Here is an 18,259-nt window from a genome sequence, read left to right as displayed (position 1 = left end):
AAGAACGTCAACAAGGGTTTCCTATGCGAATTTTAGGTTCACAGTTTTCATTGCGAGGCGTCGCTATTGCTTTGGCCGCGACGGGTCTCTTTAGCGCAGCATCAGTATCAGCCGCGGAAATAGAAATTGCCAAACAGGATGTTCGTGTCCATCCCGTGAGAATCACTAGCAGTGACTCGGATCAAGCCGATGCGTTACGCGATAGCGCTGTGCGTCCTTGGTTAGCTGATTTTAATGCATCCGATACCTCGTTAGCGGATAGCATCAGCGGCGAGAGCAGTGTTTTAAGATTGCCGCTCAGTGTCGATCGTTTCACCCGTGGCAGCATCGAAGTGTCAGGTGCAAGCCACACCTCTGTGTATCTCAATGGCAGTCGCATCGCCAGCGGTAAGCATAGTGTTGACGTGAATTTGCAAACTGGTGATCACAAGCTGATTATTTTAGTTGAAGGTGTTGAGGATTGGTCAGCACTGACTCTGAACTGGCAAGGTAAAGCCGAACATGACACGGTTGCGACGCAATGGCCGGAGCATTGGCGTTTGAGTGAACAGTCGATGTTCGATGCGCCAACGGTGAGTTCAATCGACTTGTCGGCGGACGGTCGTTATCTGGTCTGGCGGGAAAGCGCCTATTCACCGACGACCGGTAATAGTGCTCAGAATGAATTAGTGATTAAAGATCTGAGCGAGAATCGCATCGTCTATCGTTGGCAAAACGCGAACGCAGGGCAGTTTGCTTGGCACCCAAGTGCTTCTCAAGTTGCTTATATTAGTGGCAACAAAATTGAAATTTTAGATTTGACGGACCTGTCGGTCACCACGGTGACTGCAGAACAACGCGGCATGTCTGGTTTACGTTGGTTAGACGACAGCCGTTTAGTCTTCAACTGGACGAAAACAGCGGAGAGTGACTCTGGTCTCAGTAAACGTTTTCAAGCTCTTGAAGATCGTTGGTCGAGTTTCCGCAATGTAACGCAAAATACGGTTAATATCGACAGTGGACTGGTTCAGCAGCATACCTTTGGTGGTTCTGGCCACAGCCTTGCGGATACGCATCGCGATGGCGACCGATTGTTAGTCAGCAGCCGTCTCGTCGATTATGCTGCGCCACCGCATTTTGCTGTGCAGTTGTTCGAAGTCGACGTCGCTTCCGGCGAAACGCGTGATCTGGGTACCCATCGGACATTTAACCAAGCGGTCTACGGTGAAGAGGGCATCTATATTGTTGCCGGCCCTGAATTTGCCGATAACGCCGGTCGTGATCCTCGTCTTGCGGAAGACTTGTTAACCAATAACTATGATGGTCAGCTCTATCGTCTCGATGCAAATCAGCAGGTCACTGCGTTGAGTCGAGAGTTTGATCCAGCGATTAGTAGTGTTGCAGTGCTGGGAAATCAGCAATTATTGTTGCGCGTAACAGAACGTGATGGCACCCAGCTCTATCGTTTTGATCCGCGTACGTCACGTTTTATGCGAGTCAGCACGGATATCGAAGTTGTCTCGAACGTGACTTACAATCAGTCAGCATTGCCAAAATTGGTGATTGCCGGCAGTGGCGCAACGACCCCGCAAAAAGTGGTGAGCTTAGACTTGCAGGAAGGGCGCTTACAAACCCTGTGGGACAGTGCTGATGTCGCCTATACTGCGAATCGTATCGCACCGGTTGAAGAGTGGAACTTTACCAATCGTCACGGTGATGAAATTCACGGCCGAGTGTATTATCCGCATAACTTTGACCCTGAACAGACCTACCCAGCGTTAGTTTACTATTATGGCGGCACAACACCGGTTCAACGTGGCTTTACTGGTCGTTACCCGTTTAATCTATGGGCTCATCAGGGGTACGTGGTGTATGTGTTACAGCCGACCGGCGCTATTGGTTATGGCCAAGAGTTCTCGGCGCGGCACGTTAATGCCTGGGGTGAATACACGGCCGAAGACATTATTCAAGGCACGCAAGAGTTTCTTGCTGCGCATCCTTTTGTTGACGCTGACCGTGTGGGCCATTTAGGTGCTTCTTACGGTGGCTTTATGACCATGTTGTTGGCGACGATGACGGATATCTTCTCGGCCTCAATGTCCCATGCTGGTATTTCGAATATTACGTCCTACTGGGGACACGGTTGGTGGGGCTTCTTGTACTCTGGCGAAGCCAGCAAGGGTAGCTTCCCATGGAACAACGCGGATTTGTATTCGCAACAAAGCCCGGTCTTTCATGCCGATAAAGTGACTGCGCCAATGTTACTGATTCACGGTGATGCGGATACCAACGTTCCGCCGGGTGAGAGTCACATTATGTACACGGCACTGAAACTGTTGGATAAAGAAGTCGAGCTGGTCGAATATAAAGGCCAGGATCACCACATTATTGGTCGCGATGCGCGCTTCCATTGGTGGGCAACCTACATGGCTTGGTTTGATAAACATCTGAAAGACCAACCAGAGTGGTGGGATTCATTGTATCCAGAGAAGAACTAAGTGATTCAACTGCCTCTTGAACGGCAATACCTAGTACCAGCAGCAGTGATGTCATTGCTGCTGGTCTTTTTTTATCTGTTACCAGCAAACCTGCATGAGGCGCTCAGTTATCAGCGAGAGCTCATTGCGGAAGGGCAGTGGTGGCGGATCATGACTGGGCAGTTACTGCATTTTGAATGGCGGCATTTGCTGTTGAATGTGGCTGGTATTTGGGTGATGTTCTTGCTCTTTGCCGAGCATGCACCAGCTTGGCGCTATGCTTACGTGGTCATAGCCCTCACCGTGTTGACCGGTATCGGTGTGTACTGGCTGGCGCCTGAACTGCAATACTATGTTGGTTTTTCCGGCGTCCTGTATGCCATTTTCGCGTGGGGAGCGTGTCATGACATTCGCCAGCGCATTAAACTTGGCTACCTACTTTTATTCGGTTTAGTGCTCAAAGTCAGCTGGGAGCAGTTTTTCGGGCCGTTGGGTAATCAGGCTGCAACCGAATCACTTGCGGTCGCAGCCCATTTTTATGGGGTACTGAGTGGTATTACTGTCGCACTTATTCAGATAAGTGTCGCGAGCCAGCAGCGCAAACACCATTAATTAGTTGTGGCTGTACCGGCTCTAGCATGGCGCAGTCGGACATCATACCTTCTTGCTGATTATACTGTTCAGTGAGGCGGTTATAACGCTCGACCAGAGGCAGTAATACCTCGTCATCTGTGACTTGTCGCGAATAGATTAACCATCGACTCGGGCCGCCACAGGGTTTGCTGCCATAACCGACTACTGCACATGCTTGGACATTCTCCGCCGTTGGTATGGCGACTAAAGCGTTAATCTCTTTATTGAGCAATTCAATATCGCTTGCGTCCACTTCACGATCTTCGTTTAGAATTTGGTCGAGGTGCTGGACAAAGGCGACGTCGATCAGCTGATAGCCGCTTTCATCGGTTTGAGCATTTTCATAGTCGGCTAGTTGTTGGCTATCAACGCAGGCAGACAATATAAGTGCGCTTAATGCAGCGAAGGTGAACTGCAGCGGTTTTACAGCCATTGAATAACTCCTATCTCGGTTCTACCCGTATCTAAATCAAACTGTTACATATATGACAGTGCAGTACCAACACAAATTCCGTCACGAATTGTCAATTGAATTTCGGCCAGCTCAGCACAGTCAGAGACTTGACCTAAAGTGCGCTGATAGGTTTCGCTGAGCTGATTGTATTCGCCTACTAAAGCTTCGATGGTTTCGCCATCGGTGACTGCAGTGGAATAGATCAACCAGCTTGCAGGACCACCACAGGCGTTGCGACCAAACTCAATGGCTCGACATTGGTTCGGATGATCGGCTTGTGGATTACCTACTAAACGGAATATTTCCGCTGCCTTGTCGCTGATTTGCTCACTCAAGGTCGTTTCACTCAGTTGGTCATTCTCGGTAACTTCGATCACCTGCTCATCGGAACTTGGTGAACATGCCGCGAGCACGATTAACATACTCAAGGGCATCAATAAACGCATTGAATTCATTTTCATTGAACGTTTCCTTTTATCGGTGTGTTCATAATCGTTTAGTTTATAAAAAAGGGGCTCGCAAGCCCCTTTTGATGTTCTTAACATTAAACTCGGTGATTATGACGCGATTTTAATCGTCTTGCGACGACGTAACCACACGAGTGGTAAACCGAGTAAAACAACAAGTGCGCCGAAACTTCCTTCGTACCACTTTTTGCTGCTGTAGCGGTTAAGTTCAACCGAAACTTGTGCGCTGTCAGACAATGAACCGTCTGATACGGTGACTTCGAAGACTAACGTCGAAGCAGAGCCTGATTTCGGTGCGATGAAACTTGCTGTCGATGAACTGGTGTTGTTCATTTCCGCAGTTGGACCGCTTACTTGACGCCAGCTGTACGTTAACGGGTCGCCATCCGGATCAGAACTTCCGGCAGCACTCAGGTTGACGGTGTCACCAGCGCTTGCTGCTGTTGCCGAAGCAGATGCAGCTGCAACCGGTGCCGAGTTTTCAATGGTCACCGTCACTTCGCCTGGCATGGTGAATCGACCTGCGCTGTCGACTAAGCGATAGGTGAACGTGAAGTCACCGCCGCGGCCAGATGCACCGGTAAAGGTTAGCTCACCGTTGCTGATGCTCGCAACACCGCTCGAGGCTTGTCCAACTACTTCCGCACTCAAGCTTTCGCCGGCTTCGACAGAGACTGGCACAAATGCAGAGTATTCAACGCCATCGTTGGCAACCGTGACATGACCTAACGCACGCTCATCAGCCGCGCTAAACCCTTCACCAACAGGGATTGTGACTGGCGTATTTGGTGTGCCCTCAGCCGTTAACGCTGGCGCAACACCCATTAGACCAGCAGTACCTTGATAGGTCAGATTGACAAACGAATCAGCCGGAGTGAGGCTCACTTGACGGACATCACCGCTGCTGATTGAACCGGTATAGTTGAAACCAACAGTACCTGCAGCGTCTTCGAAGCCGATACGCGCTTCAGAAGGCAAGGTGCTTGGAATGTCGATATAGTTGAAGTACTGCTCACCGGTCGTGATGTTGCTCCACAGTGCGAACGTATAGTGATCGTCACTTGGGATACAACCTGTTGCTGCAGTCCATCCTTCGCAATAACGAATTTCATTCCACTCAACCATCAGCCACTGATCACCACCGATGGTGACGGCAGCAAAGTAGATTTCACCACCCAGATCGCCACCTAAGGCAAAATCAGCCCAGAGAGGTGCCAGCACGTTATTCGGTGGTGTGCTATCCGGCATGGTTTGTGGTTGGAAAGAACCATTGTGGCTTTGATCACCAGCATTCAGGAAGCCGTTCGGACTAATCTGGACCTGATCATAGTTCACGCCATTATAGTTAAATCCGCCAACGCCACTGACGGTCAGTGTAAGACGTTCATCATCACAACCTTCCGAGCAACCGAATGATTGCGGAGGACTTGATAAAATCTCTGTCAATGAACGACCGTTGAGGTTCGATGGTAGGTTCGCTGCGCTAAGATCTGTGGCAGCAGTACCATCGAGCATTTCACCGACCCATGTAAATGAACGTTGATCTGCAGCTACGGTTAAACTCGTGCGGCTGGCATTCACTTCGTCGGCAGTAATGCTGTCAGCTACCAATAAAACGTTATCTGGAAGTTCAACGGTAATTTCAACAGCACCGTCAATGTCTTCACCATTAACGCGAGATTCAATCGTGACACTCTCACCTGCTTGCACCGGACCAGAAGTCACCGAGGTGCTCACGAGTTGGCTATTGTCAGATTTCACGGCGTGAACCGCGAAAGGTACAATCGCTGTGGCGTAGTGACCAGCACGATCGGTGGCAACAATATGACCGAACTGCCAACCTTCAGGGGCATAAGTCGTGTCAATCTCGATATTAATTTCAGCCGTTCCATTGGCATCAATCATGACGTCTTCGTTATCAAAATGAACCATCGTATGGCTATTGTACGGCACATAGCTGAAGGTCCACTCTGTTGTTTCACCCATCAAGTTGGTGATGGTGCGATCGAAAGAACAGGTTGGTGCACATGCAGTTGATGCAATCGATGCAGTGTCAAATGCAATGGCAGTACCTAGTGCAGCTTCAATGTCTAAGCGACCCGCACCCATGGCGAATGGTGTTGCTAGGTCTTGAGCATTTTGCATACGAACATTCGGGTTACTTGAGGTCATCAGTACGGATTTAATCTGATAGGCATCAAGTTCCGGACGTAATTGACGCAGTAGTGCCGCAGCACCGGCCACGTGAGGGCTAGCCATACTGGTACCCGAAATAGCACCGTAACCACTGGCCGTTGGGTAAGCCGATAAAATATTGGTACCTGGGGCAGCGACATCTGGCTTCAAGAATGATGCATCACCGTTTGGTCCACGCGAGCTCGTGGCTGCCATGATATCCACATTGGTCGCATTGATAAGCTGCTGGGCTGGGTTCATGGTTGCTGTGTCACCCTGTGACCAAGCGCCAATCATAGCTTCACCTGCGCTTTGCGGAATGGCAATACTCGGCAGTGTTGTGCCTTCCATCGCCATACCAAAGGCACCGGCTGCGTTGTTGTAGACAACCATGCCAATTGCACCAGCATTTTGAATATTGGTTGCTTTGTCTATGAATGAACATTCACCACGTTGAACCATGACAATATGGCCATCGAACAAGGTTTCATCGCCGAAGTCTGAACAGGCGAGGACATCGCCTTCTGACTCTTCGGTTAATGCTTCAGAAACAGGCATCCACGGGCCAGAAATGGGTTCGTCGAGGTTAAAATCACCACTTGCAATCGCGGCATTGACTTCAATGCCAGATGCACGGAATGGTGCGCCAAATGTACGGCCAGTTTGCGTATTTGCAACTGCAATGCCGGATTCGGCACAGGCAGGACAGCCGATGGTTTTATCACCCGGACCTGAGTTACCGGCAGACGTTACCACCACAACATTTAAACTTTCTAAGGCTTCAAAAATCGGTGGGTAAGGGCTCGCTGAAGGATGTGTCCCAGCACCGCCACCCCAAGAGTTGTTAATGACGTCCGCGCCATCAAAGAAAGCGGCTTCAAGTGCGGCTGCAAGCTGATTACTAAAGCCAGTGGCACGACCATCGGTACCGACGAATAGTGCTTTGTAGGCCATGACATAAGAGCCCGGAGCAACCCCGGAAAAGCTTAAGGCAACACCTTCATGGGTGGTGCTGACTAAGTTTCCTGAACTCGTACCGGCAACGTGGGTACCGTGGCCGCTTAAATCATGTGGCGTGACGGTTTCTTGCGGATGCAAAGTCCCAGTATTCGCAGGAGGGAAACTGCGGGCGACAATTAACTTGTCGTTACAAAATTCTGGCTCAGTTGTGGCACAGTAATCGTTACCGGGCAGTGAATCTGGAGCGCTGAAGCCGTTACCGGCGAACATTGGATGATTAGGAAGAATACCGCTATCGATGACTGCAACACGGACACCTTTGCCGGCTTCAGCGCGACTACCAACCATATCCCATGCAGCTTGCGAGTTGATCAAGCTATTCGATGCATCCATTTGAGCGAAGAAACGCTCATTTTGAAACACGCGCTTAACGCCTGGCATGCGGGCGATCTCAGCGCGCGCTTTTGCAGAATTAGGCGCTTCGACAACAACGGAGTTCGTCAGGCCTTGAAAGCCTTGAACAAAACTTACACCCGGCAGCACATTCGAGAGTTGGCTGACAAACGCGGCTTGCTCGCTTTGAAGAAACTGTTGGTAGCTTGCAGCTGCTGCGGAGCTAACAATTTCACTCGGGCTCATGCCTGCACGGGGTGCAGTCGCTGCATAACCTTCAATACCGCCGCGATAGGTAGCGACCGGTTGATGCTCTAACTCGATAATTAGGTAATTTGCCTCAGCAAATTCAAGCGTACGAAGGCTCTTCTCTTTGTCGACCATAGGTGACACGACTTCGGTGGCATTAAAACCATCACGTGGTTGAATTTGCTCAAACCCACTGGCGAAAACGCTCACTGAGACCACCGAGAGCACAGCTCCGGCGACTAAGCTCAGCTTTAATTTCTGGCTGGTATTTCTAGTCATTATTATTTTCCTGTTGTTGATGCGGAAAAGCGAGGCGTAAAAACACGACTGCTATTCGTGATACTAAACGAATCTGTGGTAAAATCCGATTAACTTCATTGATGAATATGTTACAAAGTATTAACAGATTCGTCAGGTTTTTAATTGATTATTTATTAGGCACTTGTTCATGCAATCAATCCCACATGTTGACATGTCGGTATTTCAGTCCGACTTTGCTAAGTTTGTTCAAACCATCGGTGAAGGTTATGAGGTGAATGGTTTTGTCGCATTAACCAATCATGGCATCCCGAGTGAGACAATTCACCGCGCCCTTGACGCGACTCGCGAGCTTTTCGATTTACCCGAGCAAGTGAAAAAGCAATATCACAAGCCGGGCTTAGGTGGTGCTCGTGGTTACACCCCGTTCGGTACTGAGATCGCGAAAGATGCCAAGCATGTTGACTTAAAAGAGTTTTGGCATGTCGGTCGTGAAGTTGATAATGATACGGACTACCCAGGTTTGGTGCCTAACGTATGGCCGCAAGAGCTACCGTCGTTCAAAACAACGACGACCGAACTTTTCGCTGCACTCGATGAACTAGGTAATCAAGTATTAGAAGGGATTGCGGTGTACTTAGGTCAACCGCGTGACTACTTCCGCACGCGTGTGAATAAAGGCAATTCAATTTTACGTCCACTGCATTATCCGCCAATCGTTGATAAAGGAACACCATCGGTGCGTGCAGCAGCGCACGAAGACATTAACGTTATTACCTTGTTGATTGGCTCACGCGAGCCCGGCTTAGAAGTGCTTTCGAAATCAGGTGAGTGGATTCCAGTCACTATTTTGGAAGGTGCGATTATTTGTAACGTGGGTGATATGTTACAGCGTTTAACTAATGGTGTTCTGCCGTCAACGACGCATCGCGTGGTTAATCCGCCGGCACCATTTAACGAAGTTTCGCGCTATTCAATTCCGTTTTTCTTGCACTTCAATCCAGATGTTGTGATTGAAGCATTACCACAATGTGTAACGGACGAGAATCCGGTGAAATGGCCACCAATTACCGCTGATGATTATTTGATGGAGCGATTACGTGAAATCGGGTTGGTCAAATAAGGCAGTGGCATGAATCTTTTACTTCGACTGTTGTGGATTCTCTTTCGACGTCGGAAACAGCCTCGATGCGGAGCGTTTGATACGCTCCGTGTTCGATCTAGGGTGTTTCCAAATGACCTTGATTTAAACATGCACGTGAACAACGGGCGCTATTTGAGCTTCGCAGATCTCGGCCGAGTTGACTGGTTTTTTCGCAGTGGCGCATGGGATGTAGCTCGTAAAAAAGGTTTCATTCCGGTCATTGGCGATGTGAACGCGCGTTATATTCGCCAGCTCAAAGCGTTCGATCGGTTTTACATTGAATCGCGTTTACTGGGTTGGGACGAGAAGTGGGCTTTTCTAGAGCATAAAGTTCTCGATAAAGAAAATCGAGTCGCCGCTTTGATTGTCATCCGCGGTATGTTCTGGAGCAAAAAGAAGGGTGGTCTTAGCCCCGAAGACTTGATTGCCGAAACTGGGCATGGACATTTGCAGTCGCCAGCATTGCCTGAGTGGGTGGAAGCATGGCGAAAAACCTTGGATGCTTTGTCAGCGCAAGCTCGTAAAGATCGGGAAATTCAGCGCGAGTTATCGCGCGACGCCTAGATAAAAAAACGCCCCAAAGGTTGGGGCGTAGAGAAGTCGCTTGCTGGACAAGCGAATCAGGGTTGCACGATTGATTGCGATCGGCAAGATTCACTTTAAAGTAATTTGGCAGTAATGCGACTTGGTTTACTGTTTCTTTACTTTTTAAACTCCCCGAGTCATGACGATAAAAAAAACGCTGGCGGTTATTAACCGGCCAGCGTTTTTGTTTTTGGCTCTTGCGGTGGTTGCTATAACCGCCGCGGATTAAGCCACTGACTTTTCTTTGCCGACCTGTGCTAACGCATAGTCGCGTGCGGCTTGACCTGCCAGTAAATCCGCTGGGTCAAAGTCATCGACATTGATCACACGTAAACGACCTTCTTCCGCACGTTTAAACAGTGCAACCTCTTCGTCGCTGAGGACGCCAAGCTCTTTCCCTTTCAAGCCAATTTCATGTAAACGCATGAAAGGTAAGCGCTCGCCAGCTGCTTTTTGTACTTTGTCGTGCAGTGGTTCGATGGCAATAATGTCACGCAGGACTTGCTCAACATAGCCAAACGGACCTTTCTCAGACAAGAATTGACCTTCACCTAAGCGCGCACGAGTTGCATTTGGCTCCATCAGCATGCGGCTGATTTTGTGGCCAAGCTTGTCACTTGGCGCTTTAACGATGCGGCCAAACGGGAACATGATACCTTTCAGGACTGAGCCAATGGCACCGAAGTTCTCGAGGAACTCAAGCTGGCTTTGCTGTAACTTGTTTAAGCTATCTTGCATCGCCCAGTGGACGAGTGGTAAATCGTCAGCAGGACGGCCATCGTCTTCAAAGCGTTTCAGAATTGCTGAACCGATAAATAGGTAGCTCAGCATGTCGCCTAAACGCGCCGACAAGCGCTCACGGCGTTTTAACTCGCCACCCAACACACCCATTGCGACGTCTGACATCAGTGCCAGGTTTGAGCTAAAGCGTGTCATTTGGCGATAATAATGCGCCGTACTGTCGTTGGCAGGAGCGGCGGTGAAACGCGCGCCAGTTAAACCTAACCAAAGAGAACGAACAAAGTTACTAAACACAAAGCCGATATGACCAAACAGTGCTTTGTCGAAACGATCAAGGCCTTCTTTACCAGGTACCGCAGCCGCTTCCATTTCTTCTAACACATAAGGATGGCAGCGAATCGCGCCTTGGCCGTAGATCATTAAGCTACGGGTCAAAATGTTTGCACCCTCAACTGTAATAGCAACCGGTGTGCCTTGGTAGCCTCGGCCAAGATAGTTGTTTGGACCTAAACAAATCCCTTTACCACCATGAACGTCCATCGCGTCGTTCATACATTGACGGAGTTTCTCAGTCATGTGGTATTTGGAAATGGCAGAAATCACTGACGGCTTCTCACCTTGGTCAAGACCGGCGGTTGAGAATTTAGTCACTGCGTCCATTAAGTAAGCGTTACCGCCAATGCGCGCCAACGCTTCTTCGACACCCTCCATTTTACCAATCGGTAATTTGAACTGGCGACGAATGCGGGCATAGGCACCGGTCACTAATGCTAATGACTTGGCGCCACCAGCACTGTTCGATGGCAGTGTGATCACACGGCCGACGGAGAGACACTCCATCAGCATGCGCCAGCCTTTACCTGCCATTGCTTGGCCACCAATGATGAAGTCCATCGGGATGAAGACGTCTTCACCTTGAATTGGACCATTATGGAATGGCACGTTCAACGGTAAGTGACGACGACCAATGGTCATGCCTTTAATATCGCGCGGCAACAAGGCACAGGTAATACCAATGTCTTCTTGCTCGCCAATCAGGCCGTCCGGATCGTACATTTTAAATGCTAAACCAACCACAGTCGCAATTGGTGCAAGGGTAATGTAGCGTTTGTTGAAATTCAGACGAATACCAACAACTTCTTTGCCTTCCCATTCGCCTTTGCAGACAATGCCCGTGTCAGGAATTGAGCCTGCATCTGAGCCGGCTTCTGGGCTAGTCAGAGCAAAACACGGAATTTCTTCACCCGTGGCTAAGCGCGGCAAATAATAATCTTGCTGTGCTTTAGTGCCGTAGTGTTGCAGGAGTTCACCTGGACCTAATGAGTTAGGAACACCAACCGTACTGGCGAGAATAGTCGAGTGGCCAGCAAGTTTTTGCAAGACGCGTGACTGAGCGTAGGCCGAAAACTCAAGACCGCCATACTCTTTCTTGATGATCATGGCGAAAAACTTGTTGTCTTTCAGGTATTGCCACACATCTTCAGGCATGTCCGCCAGTTCATGGGTCGCTTTCCAGTCGTCCAACATGGCACACACTTCGTCACACGGGCCGTCTAAGAACGCTTGTTCTTCAGCTGAGAGTTTACCCGCTGGAATGCTGTGGAGCTTCTTCCAATTTGGTTTGCCCGAGAAAATTTCACCGTCCCACCAAACCGTACCCGCTTCGAGCGCGTCACGTTCGGTTTGTGACATTTCCGGCATGATTTTCCGGAACACAGAAAGAATGCGTTTAGCGATGACGCCTTTGCGAATAAAGCTAAGGTTAAGCGGCAGCAAAATAATGGCTGCAATCACCCAAGGGATCCAAGCAAAAACAGAGAAGAGGGTACCCAAGGCCAGCATGACTACTGTGCCAAGGGTAAAACTGCGCAGTGAAACGCGATGATATAACAACGCTCCCAACACGATAAGGGTAGCAATACACCAGATAGCGACACTCATGTTAATCTCCTGAGGTTTGAGGTCTGACCAGTAATCCTTAAAACTAGAACAATTTGCACTAATTTGCAAGTGGTGAAACGGTGTAGTTACCCTTAGATAACGTGAGTTATCGCCGTTAGATCACCCGCTCTGCATGTCAACGAATGTCAATACGTTTGAACTTGCGGCTGGGCTTTGAGTCTGACATGCTAAATCGCCATCGTCAGAAAAGGTCGTCTATGGATCAGTTTAAAGTACGTCACGGTATTGTTCGCAGCGTTATTGCTGTGGTGATCGCGCTACTCCTGTTAGCATTGTCGATGTTGATGGTGGTGTATGCGGACGAGCAGGGGGATGAACAGCCGCAGATGAAAGCGGATACCGAAGTTGAATACGTTGCCGATGAGGGTGCTGACGCGGATCAGTCGGCGGAGCAGCAAGCCAAAACCATCGCCCACGCTATTACCCGCGCCTATCGGGCCGAATATGACTTAAGCCGGCGCGGCCGCACCCATGGTACAGCACTGCGTGAACTTAAGCATAACGATGATGGACTATGGCAGTACCATACCAATACAGAAGCATCACTCTTGTTTTTGTCCGATCGGCGCTACAACGACTCGACGTTTCAACTGATTGGCGCGCAAGTGCAGCCGTTGCATTATGTCTATGAACGTCGTGGCACTGGCTCGAATCGGTTTTATGAAGTGACCTTCGAACGTGAGTCCGAAACCTTGCGAGCAGAGACCGGCGATACCGTACATGCTGAATGGCGTGACGATTTATTGGATGCAAATACCGTCCTACATCAATTACAGATTGATGTCGCAATTGGAGCTGAAGAGTCATTTGAATACTTTCTCATCGATGAAGATGGTCGCGACACGTCGTACATGTTTGCGATTGATAAACGCGAGCAGATTACCGTCATGGGGGAGCGTAGAGAAGCGATACGTGTTAGCCGGGTTCGCGACCATGACCGTCGCCAGACTTATTTTTGGTTCGCACCCGAACTGAATTACACCATGGTGCGCATGCAGCAAATCGAAGGTGGGAAAGAGCAAGCGCAAGTTAACGTAACGCAATTGATTTTTGCCAACGACAACTAAGGTTTAACTTTTATCCAGCTAAGAAAAAACCGCGCCGAGCGCGGTTTTTTATGTATGGTGAATTGTTATGAGCTTATTCGTCGGAAGCGTAGCCGTGCGGACCAAGTCCAGCACCATCAAGATGAGCCTTGCCATCGATTAAACGCAAACGATCACTACAGAACCAGCGCACAACTAATGGGTAAATACGAAATTCTTGTTCGTGCACACGTTCTTGTAAGTCTTCAACCTCATCACCGGCGAAAATTGGTACTTTCGCTTGTAAAATGACCGGACCACCATCGAGCTCTTCGGTAACAAAGTGGACACTGACGCCGTGCTCTTCATCGCCTGCGTCGAGCGCGCGCTGATGCGTATGCATGCCTTTGTACTTCGGCAGTAAACTCGGATGAATATTCAACGTGCGATCAGCAAACGCACTGACAAAAACTGGTGTCAATATGCGCATAAAGCCGGCAAGGATGACTAAATCTGGCTGATAGCTTTGCACGCGTTCAACCAATACGTGGTCATAAGCCTCACGACTCTCGTAGCCTTGGTGGGGTACGCATTCTGTGGCCACTCCCAGCTTTTCGGCTTTGGCAAGACCGGCTGCGTCGGCTTTATTGGCGATGACGGCAACCACGTCGGCGTTAATTTTAACCGCTTGGCAGTGCTCAACGAGGTTGACCATGTTACTGCCAGAGCCGGAAATTAGGATAACAATGCGTTTTTTCTGTTGCGCTGTCATTCAACAAACTCAACTTGTTCTTCGTCACCTTGACGGTCAGCGACGGTACCGATGACCCAAGCATTTTCGCCTTGCTCATTGAGCACAGCCACGGCTTGGTCAGCTTGGTTAGCAGGCACAGCAATAACGAGGCCCACGCCACAGTTAAAGGTGCGGAACATTTCTTCGCGAGCGATATTGCCGTTCTCTTGTAACCAGCTGAAAATCACCGGCCACTGCCAGCTATTACGTTCAACGACCGCTTTACAGTGTTCTGGCAAGACGCGCGGAATATTCTCTTGGAAACCACCGCCAGTAATATGTGAAATCGCATGAACATTGACTTGCTTAATCAGCTCAAGAACAGGCTTCACATAAATACGCGTAGGTGCCATGAGGTGGTCGGCAAGCGGCTTGCCATGAAAATCTGCGCTTAAGTCAGCGTCAGCGACTTCGATAACTTTACGAATAAGCGAGTAGCCATTGGAGTGAGGGCCGCTTGAAGCGACGGCGATGAGGGCATCGCCAGCTGCAACTTTGCTGCCATCAATAATGTCGGCTTTCTCGACCACGCCGACACAGAAACCTGCCAAGTCATAGTCACCCGCTTCGTACATGCCTGGCATTTCAGCAGTTTCGCCGCCAATCAAAGCACAGCCCGATTGCACACAGCCTTCACCGATACCCGCAACGACGTCAGCAGCAACGTCAACGTCGAGCTTGCCGGTGGCATAATAATCGAGGAAAAATAAAGGCTCGGCGCCTTGAACGATAAGATCGTTGACGCACATCGCGACCAAGTCAATACCGACGGTATCGTGTTTCTTGAGGTCAATCGCTAAACGCAATTTGGTGCCAACACCGTCGGTTCCAGACACCAGTACAGGCTGCTTGTAGCCTGCAGGGATTTCGCAGAGTGCGCCAAAGCCACCGATGCTGCCCATAACTTCTGGGCGAGTGGTGCGACGCGTCACATGTTTAATGCGTTGTACTAATGCGTTACCCGCGTCGATATCGACGCCAGCGTCTTTGTAACTGAGGGAAGGTTTCTGTTCGTTCACGACGAGTCCTCTTAAGGCTTGGTGTGCCGGGTTGGGTGCCAACCGCGATTGCTCCAAATGCAAATCAACGGAAGTATGGCGGTGTCGGGCGCATATTTTAGCAGCAGCGGGCTTGGACTTGAATCGAAAAGCGAATTTTTTTCATCCGACCTCTTGCCGGCCTCGTAAAAAGAGCGTCCAATAGTTGTTTCATGCTTGTTCATCACTAACCCAAGGGACATGAATGGCCGTCATTCGACCTGCCGAAAGTAACGATATTGCTGCACTCCTGCCGATTGACTTGGCATGCTTTCCATATGACGCGATGAGTAAGCGTAGTTTTCGGCGTTTTATTCAGCACGAGCATGCCGATTTTGTCGTACTTGAAGGTGATGGCCGCGTGATTGGCTATGCAATTTTACTTTTTCGCCAAGCGACCAAGTTATGCCGCTTATACTCGTTTGCGGTTGCGCCAGAACATCAAGGGCAGGGGCACGGACGCGCGCTAATGGCCTGGTGTATAGAACGTGGCCAAGACGAGCATTGCTTATTTTTACGCACGGAAGTGAAAGCTGACCAAGAGCAGGTGCTCGAGTTTTTTCACGCCTTTGGTTTTGTTCATCTTGGCTTGCGCAGCGATTATTACGATGACCACTCAGACGCAATCGTTTTACAAAAACAGTTACATTTCTTCGATTCGTCGCGGGTACCGCGCTTGGTTCCCCATTTGACGCAAAGTACGCCATTTACCTGTGGGCCAGCAAGCTTATTAATGGCTTTGGCATGGTTTCAAGAGCCGGCTGCCCAACCGCAGCATGAAGAGCTCGAAATTTGGCGCGAAGCCACCACTATTTACATGACGTCAGGGCATGGTGGCTGCGGACCGCATGGGTTAGCGAGAGCAGCGCTAAAACGTGGCCTAACGGTTAAGGTTTGGAGCAGTCAAGCCGGTCCGGTGCTGATTGATTCAGTGCGCAATGAAGAAAAGCGAACGGTAATGAGTCGCGTGCAAGAAGTGGATATCGCGGCGTTAAAGACTGCGGGAGTGAAGATCAAGGTTGCCGACTATAGCCTTGCTCAGTTGCAGCGTGATCTGTCGAGCAATCACCTCGTCATCGCTTTGATTAGTACTTATCAATTTGACCGATCGAAAGCGCCACATTGGGTTTTAATTACAGCGATTGACGATGAGTATGTCTATATCAACGATCCTGACGATGATTTATTGCCATGGCAAACCGTGACAGAGCGGCAGTATTTGCCGATTCCGCGAAATACCTTCGAGAAAGCCTTTGCGTATGGCACTTCGCGGCTGCGAACGGCGATTGTCGTCGGCGCAAAAGCCTAAGAGACTTGCAGTGCCCATGTTGCTATGTCAACGTGAACGACGTCTGTTAATAAGGAGCTGTTATGACCAAAGTGTTAGTGCTTTACTACTCGAGCTATGGCCATGTCGAACAAATGGCGCACGCGGTTGCCGAGGGCGCGCAGGCTGCTGGCGCAGATGTTGATATTAAACGTGTTGCCGAGCTGGTTCCTGAACAACACGCAGAGGAATCCGGCTATAAGCTTGACCAATCAGCGCCGATAGCGAAGCCCAGCGACCTTGTTCACTATGACGCGATTATTTTCGGCTCACCAACACGCTTCGGTATGATGGCTGCGCAAATGAAAAACTTTCTCGATCAGTGCGGCTCCCTGTGGGCCAACGGTGAATTGATCGGCAAGGTCGCCGGTGTGTTTACGTCGAGCGCGACGCAACATGGCGGTCAGGAAAGTACCTTATTAAATTTTCACACAGTACTCATGCATTTCGGCATGGTGGTGGTCGGTTTGCCCTACAGTTTTGCCGGGCAAATGATCCTTAGTGAAGTCACCGGTGGCAGCCCTTACGGGGCGAGTACGATTGCCGGCGGCGATGGTAAACGGCAGCCGAGCGATAATGAACTTGCTGGTGCACGATTTCAAGGTAAACACATCGCTTCGATCGCAACGAAGCTTGCTCGTTTTTAGTGCTTAAAGTTCTCACGGAAATCGCTTACCAAAGTATCAGGCCTATCACGTATCAAGCGTCAATTGGAAAACAACGTGTAGAAAGCGAGTTGAGAACCTTGCGTACTCGGCGATAAAACTGTATAAATAAACAGTGTTTTAATTTAACAAAGGGTGCAAGCATGGCAGTCGTCACGCAATATCTCGTAGTTCGCAATGGGGAGCAGAAAATGACCTTTACTTCCAAGGCTGAAGCGGATGCCTACGACAAAATGTTGGATATGGCAGAGGGCTTGATGCCATTACTGGAAAGTAGCGAATTGTGTAGCAACGATCAGCAAATTGAAGATCTTGCGATGTTCTTGGCGAAAGAGCGGGAAGGGCTCCTTGTTGCTTTAGGCGCAAAAAAGGCGAAGCCGAAAAAGCCAAAACCCGTAGCAAAAGCTGAAAATTCAGAGAGCTCAGTAGAAAAAGAGAGCTCAGCAGAAAAAGATAGTGCTGCGGCTTGAAATTAGATTTTCTGCCCATATCTAATGGGTAAGGACGATTGGAAGTTGGAAGCGTAATTTCCATAGCGTTCAGACAGTGAAACAAGTATACTGTCAACAACATCAGGGGCTGATTAGGATTCGACGGGATATATAAAGCTCAAGGTGCATGCCGAGGTGAGGCTGGCCTCGTAAAAAGCCTCAAACTTATAGTTGCAAACGACGACAACTACGCTCTAGCGGCATAATAGCCCGCTAGCTATCCACTGGCGCTTAGTCTGAGAGACCAGGTCTGGATAGTCATCTAAATCAGACTCGTGTGGAGGCTTCGTCCGGAGCTGAAGCATTAAAACCAATCGGACTCGCGTTTGAATAGCCTGCCCCTCGGCGCTTCAAACGTTAACTAAAAGAGACGGCTAAGCATGTAGTACCGAGGGTGGCGATATTGCGGACGCGGGTTCAAATCCCGCCAGCTCCACCAAATAA

The 18,259-nt window shown here is 49.6% G+C and carries 14 protein-coding genes and 1 other RNA gene; 9 read left to right on the top strand and 6 right to left on the bottom strand.

The window, feature by feature from the left end:
• Positions 1-23 precede the first annotated feature (23 nt).
• Both LAT77_RS01410 and rrtA read left to right on the top strand, forming a co-directional pair.
• The gene (locus LAT77_RS01410; RefSeq protein ID WP_290562749.1) at positions 24-2,477 is read left to right on the top strand and encodes a prolyl oligopeptidase family serine peptidase; all 2,454 of its coding nucleotides are present in this window, start codon (positions 24-26) and stop codon (positions 2,475-2,477) included.
• Positions 2,478-3,068: a rhombosortase gene (gene rrtA, locus LAT77_RS01405; RefSeq protein ID WP_290562748.1), complete on the top strand. Its 591-nt coding sequence runs from the start codon at positions 2,478-2,480 to the stop codon at positions 3,066-3,068.
• On the opposite strand, the gene LAT77_RS01400 is transcribed toward rrtA, so the two are convergent.
• The 3 genes from LAT77_RS01400 to LAT77_RS01390 all read right to left on the bottom strand — a co-directional run bounded on the left by LAT77_RS01400 (position 3,025) and on the right by LAT77_RS01390 (position 8,066).
• A complete protein-coding gene (locus LAT77_RS01400; protein ID WP_290562747.1) occupies positions 3,025-3,522 on the bottom strand; it encodes a hypothetical protein in 498 nt (165 codons plus the stop codon). The two genes, rrtA and LAT77_RS01400, sit on opposite strands and share 44 nt — an antisense overlap.
• Positions 3,523-3,566: 44 nt before the next feature.
• Entirely contained in the window at positions 3,567-4,004 is a 438-nt protein-coding gene (locus LAT77_RS01395; RefSeq protein ID WP_290562746.1) for a hypothetical protein, read from the bottom strand.
• A 96-nt stretch (positions 4,005-4,100) separates the two neighbouring features.
• Positions 4,101-8,066, bottom strand: a complete 3,966-nt coding sequence (locus tag LAT77_RS01390; protein ID WP_290562745.1) for a S8 family serine peptidase — start codon at positions 8,064-8,066, stop codon at positions 4,101-4,103.
• Positions 8,067-8,235: 169 nt separating this feature from the next.
• Between LAT77_RS01390 and LAT77_RS01385 the strand changes: the two genes are divergently transcribed.
• Together LAT77_RS01385 and LAT77_RS01380 are read left to right on the top strand one after the other, a co-directional pair.
• Positions 8,236-9,168: a 2-oxoglutarate and iron-dependent oxygenase domain-containing protein gene (locus LAT77_RS01385; protein WP_290562744.1), complete on the top strand. Its 933-nt coding sequence runs from the start codon at positions 8,236-8,238 to the stop codon at positions 9,166-9,168.
• Between the two features lie 9 nt (positions 9,169-9,177).
• Positions 9,178-9,753, top strand: a complete 576-nt coding sequence (locus LAT77_RS01380; protein ID WP_290562743.1) for a thioesterase family protein — start codon at positions 9,178-9,180, stop codon at positions 9,751-9,753.
• A 246-nt stretch (positions 9,754-9,999) separates the two neighbouring features.
• On the opposite strand, the gene fadE is transcribed toward LAT77_RS01380, so the two are convergent.
• On the bottom strand, positions 10,000-12,456 hold the full coding sequence (gene fadE, locus LAT77_RS01375; RefSeq protein WP_290562742.1) for an acyl-CoA dehydrogenase FadE: 2,457 nt from the start codon (positions 12,454-12,456) through the stop codon (positions 10,000-10,002).
• A 218-nt stretch (positions 12,457-12,674) separates the two neighbouring features.
• On the opposite strand from fadE, the gene LAT77_RS01370 reads away from it, so the two are divergent.
• Positions 12,675-13,544 (top strand): DUF3108 domain-containing protein, encoded by an 870-nt coding sequence (locus LAT77_RS01370; protein ID WP_290562741.1) that lies wholly within the window; start codon positions 12,675-12,677, stop codon positions 13,542-13,544.
• A 73-nt stretch (positions 13,545-13,617) separates the two neighbouring features.
• On the opposite strand, the gene purN is transcribed toward LAT77_RS01370, so the two are convergent.
• Both purN and purM read right to left on the bottom strand, forming a co-directional pair.
• Positions 13,618-14,274, bottom strand: a complete 657-nt coding sequence (gene purN / locus LAT77_RS01365) for a phosphoribosylglycinamide formyltransferase (RefSeq protein ID WP_290562740.1) — start codon at positions 14,272-14,274, stop codon at positions 13,618-13,620.
• Positions 14,271-15,314, bottom strand: a complete 1,044-nt coding sequence (purM, locus tag LAT77_RS01360; RefSeq protein WP_290562739.1) for a phosphoribosylformylglycinamidine cyclo-ligase — start codon at positions 15,312-15,314, stop codon at positions 14,271-14,273. Before purM ends, purN begins: the two co-directional genes overlap by 4 nt.
• A 223-nt stretch (positions 15,315-15,537) precedes the next feature.
• Here purM and LAT77_RS01355 point away from each other — a divergent pair, with 223 nt between their 5' ends.
• The 4 genes from LAT77_RS01355 (at position 15,538) to ssrA (ending at position 18,254) form a co-directional block, all read left to right on the top strand.
• Complete coding sequence (locus LAT77_RS01355) at positions 15,538-16,641, top strand: GNAT family N-acetyltransferase/peptidase C39 family protein (RefSeq protein WP_290562738.1); 1,104 nt, start codon at positions 15,538-15,540, stop codon at positions 16,639-16,641.
• 62 nt (positions 16,642-16,703) lie between these two features.
• Entirely contained in the window at positions 16,704-17,306 is a 603-nt protein-coding gene (gene wrbA / locus LAT77_RS01350; protein ID WP_290562737.1) for an NAD(P)H:quinone oxidoreductase, read from the top strand.
• A 161-nt stretch (positions 17,307-17,467) separates the two neighbouring features.
• Positions 17,468-17,794, top strand: a complete 327-nt coding sequence (locus LAT77_RS01345; protein WP_290562736.1) for a YebG family protein — start codon at positions 17,468-17,470, stop codon at positions 17,792-17,794.
• Between the two features lie 105 nt (positions 17,795-17,899).
• Positions 17,900-18,254: a transfer-messenger RNA gene (gene ssrA, locus LAT77_RS01340) on the top strand.
• The last annotated feature ends 5 nt before the right edge of the window (positions 18,255-18,259 follow it).

The organism is Aliidiomarina sp., from assembly GCF_022565475.1.
Lineage (GTDB): Bacteria > Pseudomonadota > Gammaproteobacteria > Enterobacterales > Alteromonadaceae > Aliidiomarina.
This window is presented reverse-complemented; position numbering and strand designations above follow the sequence as displayed.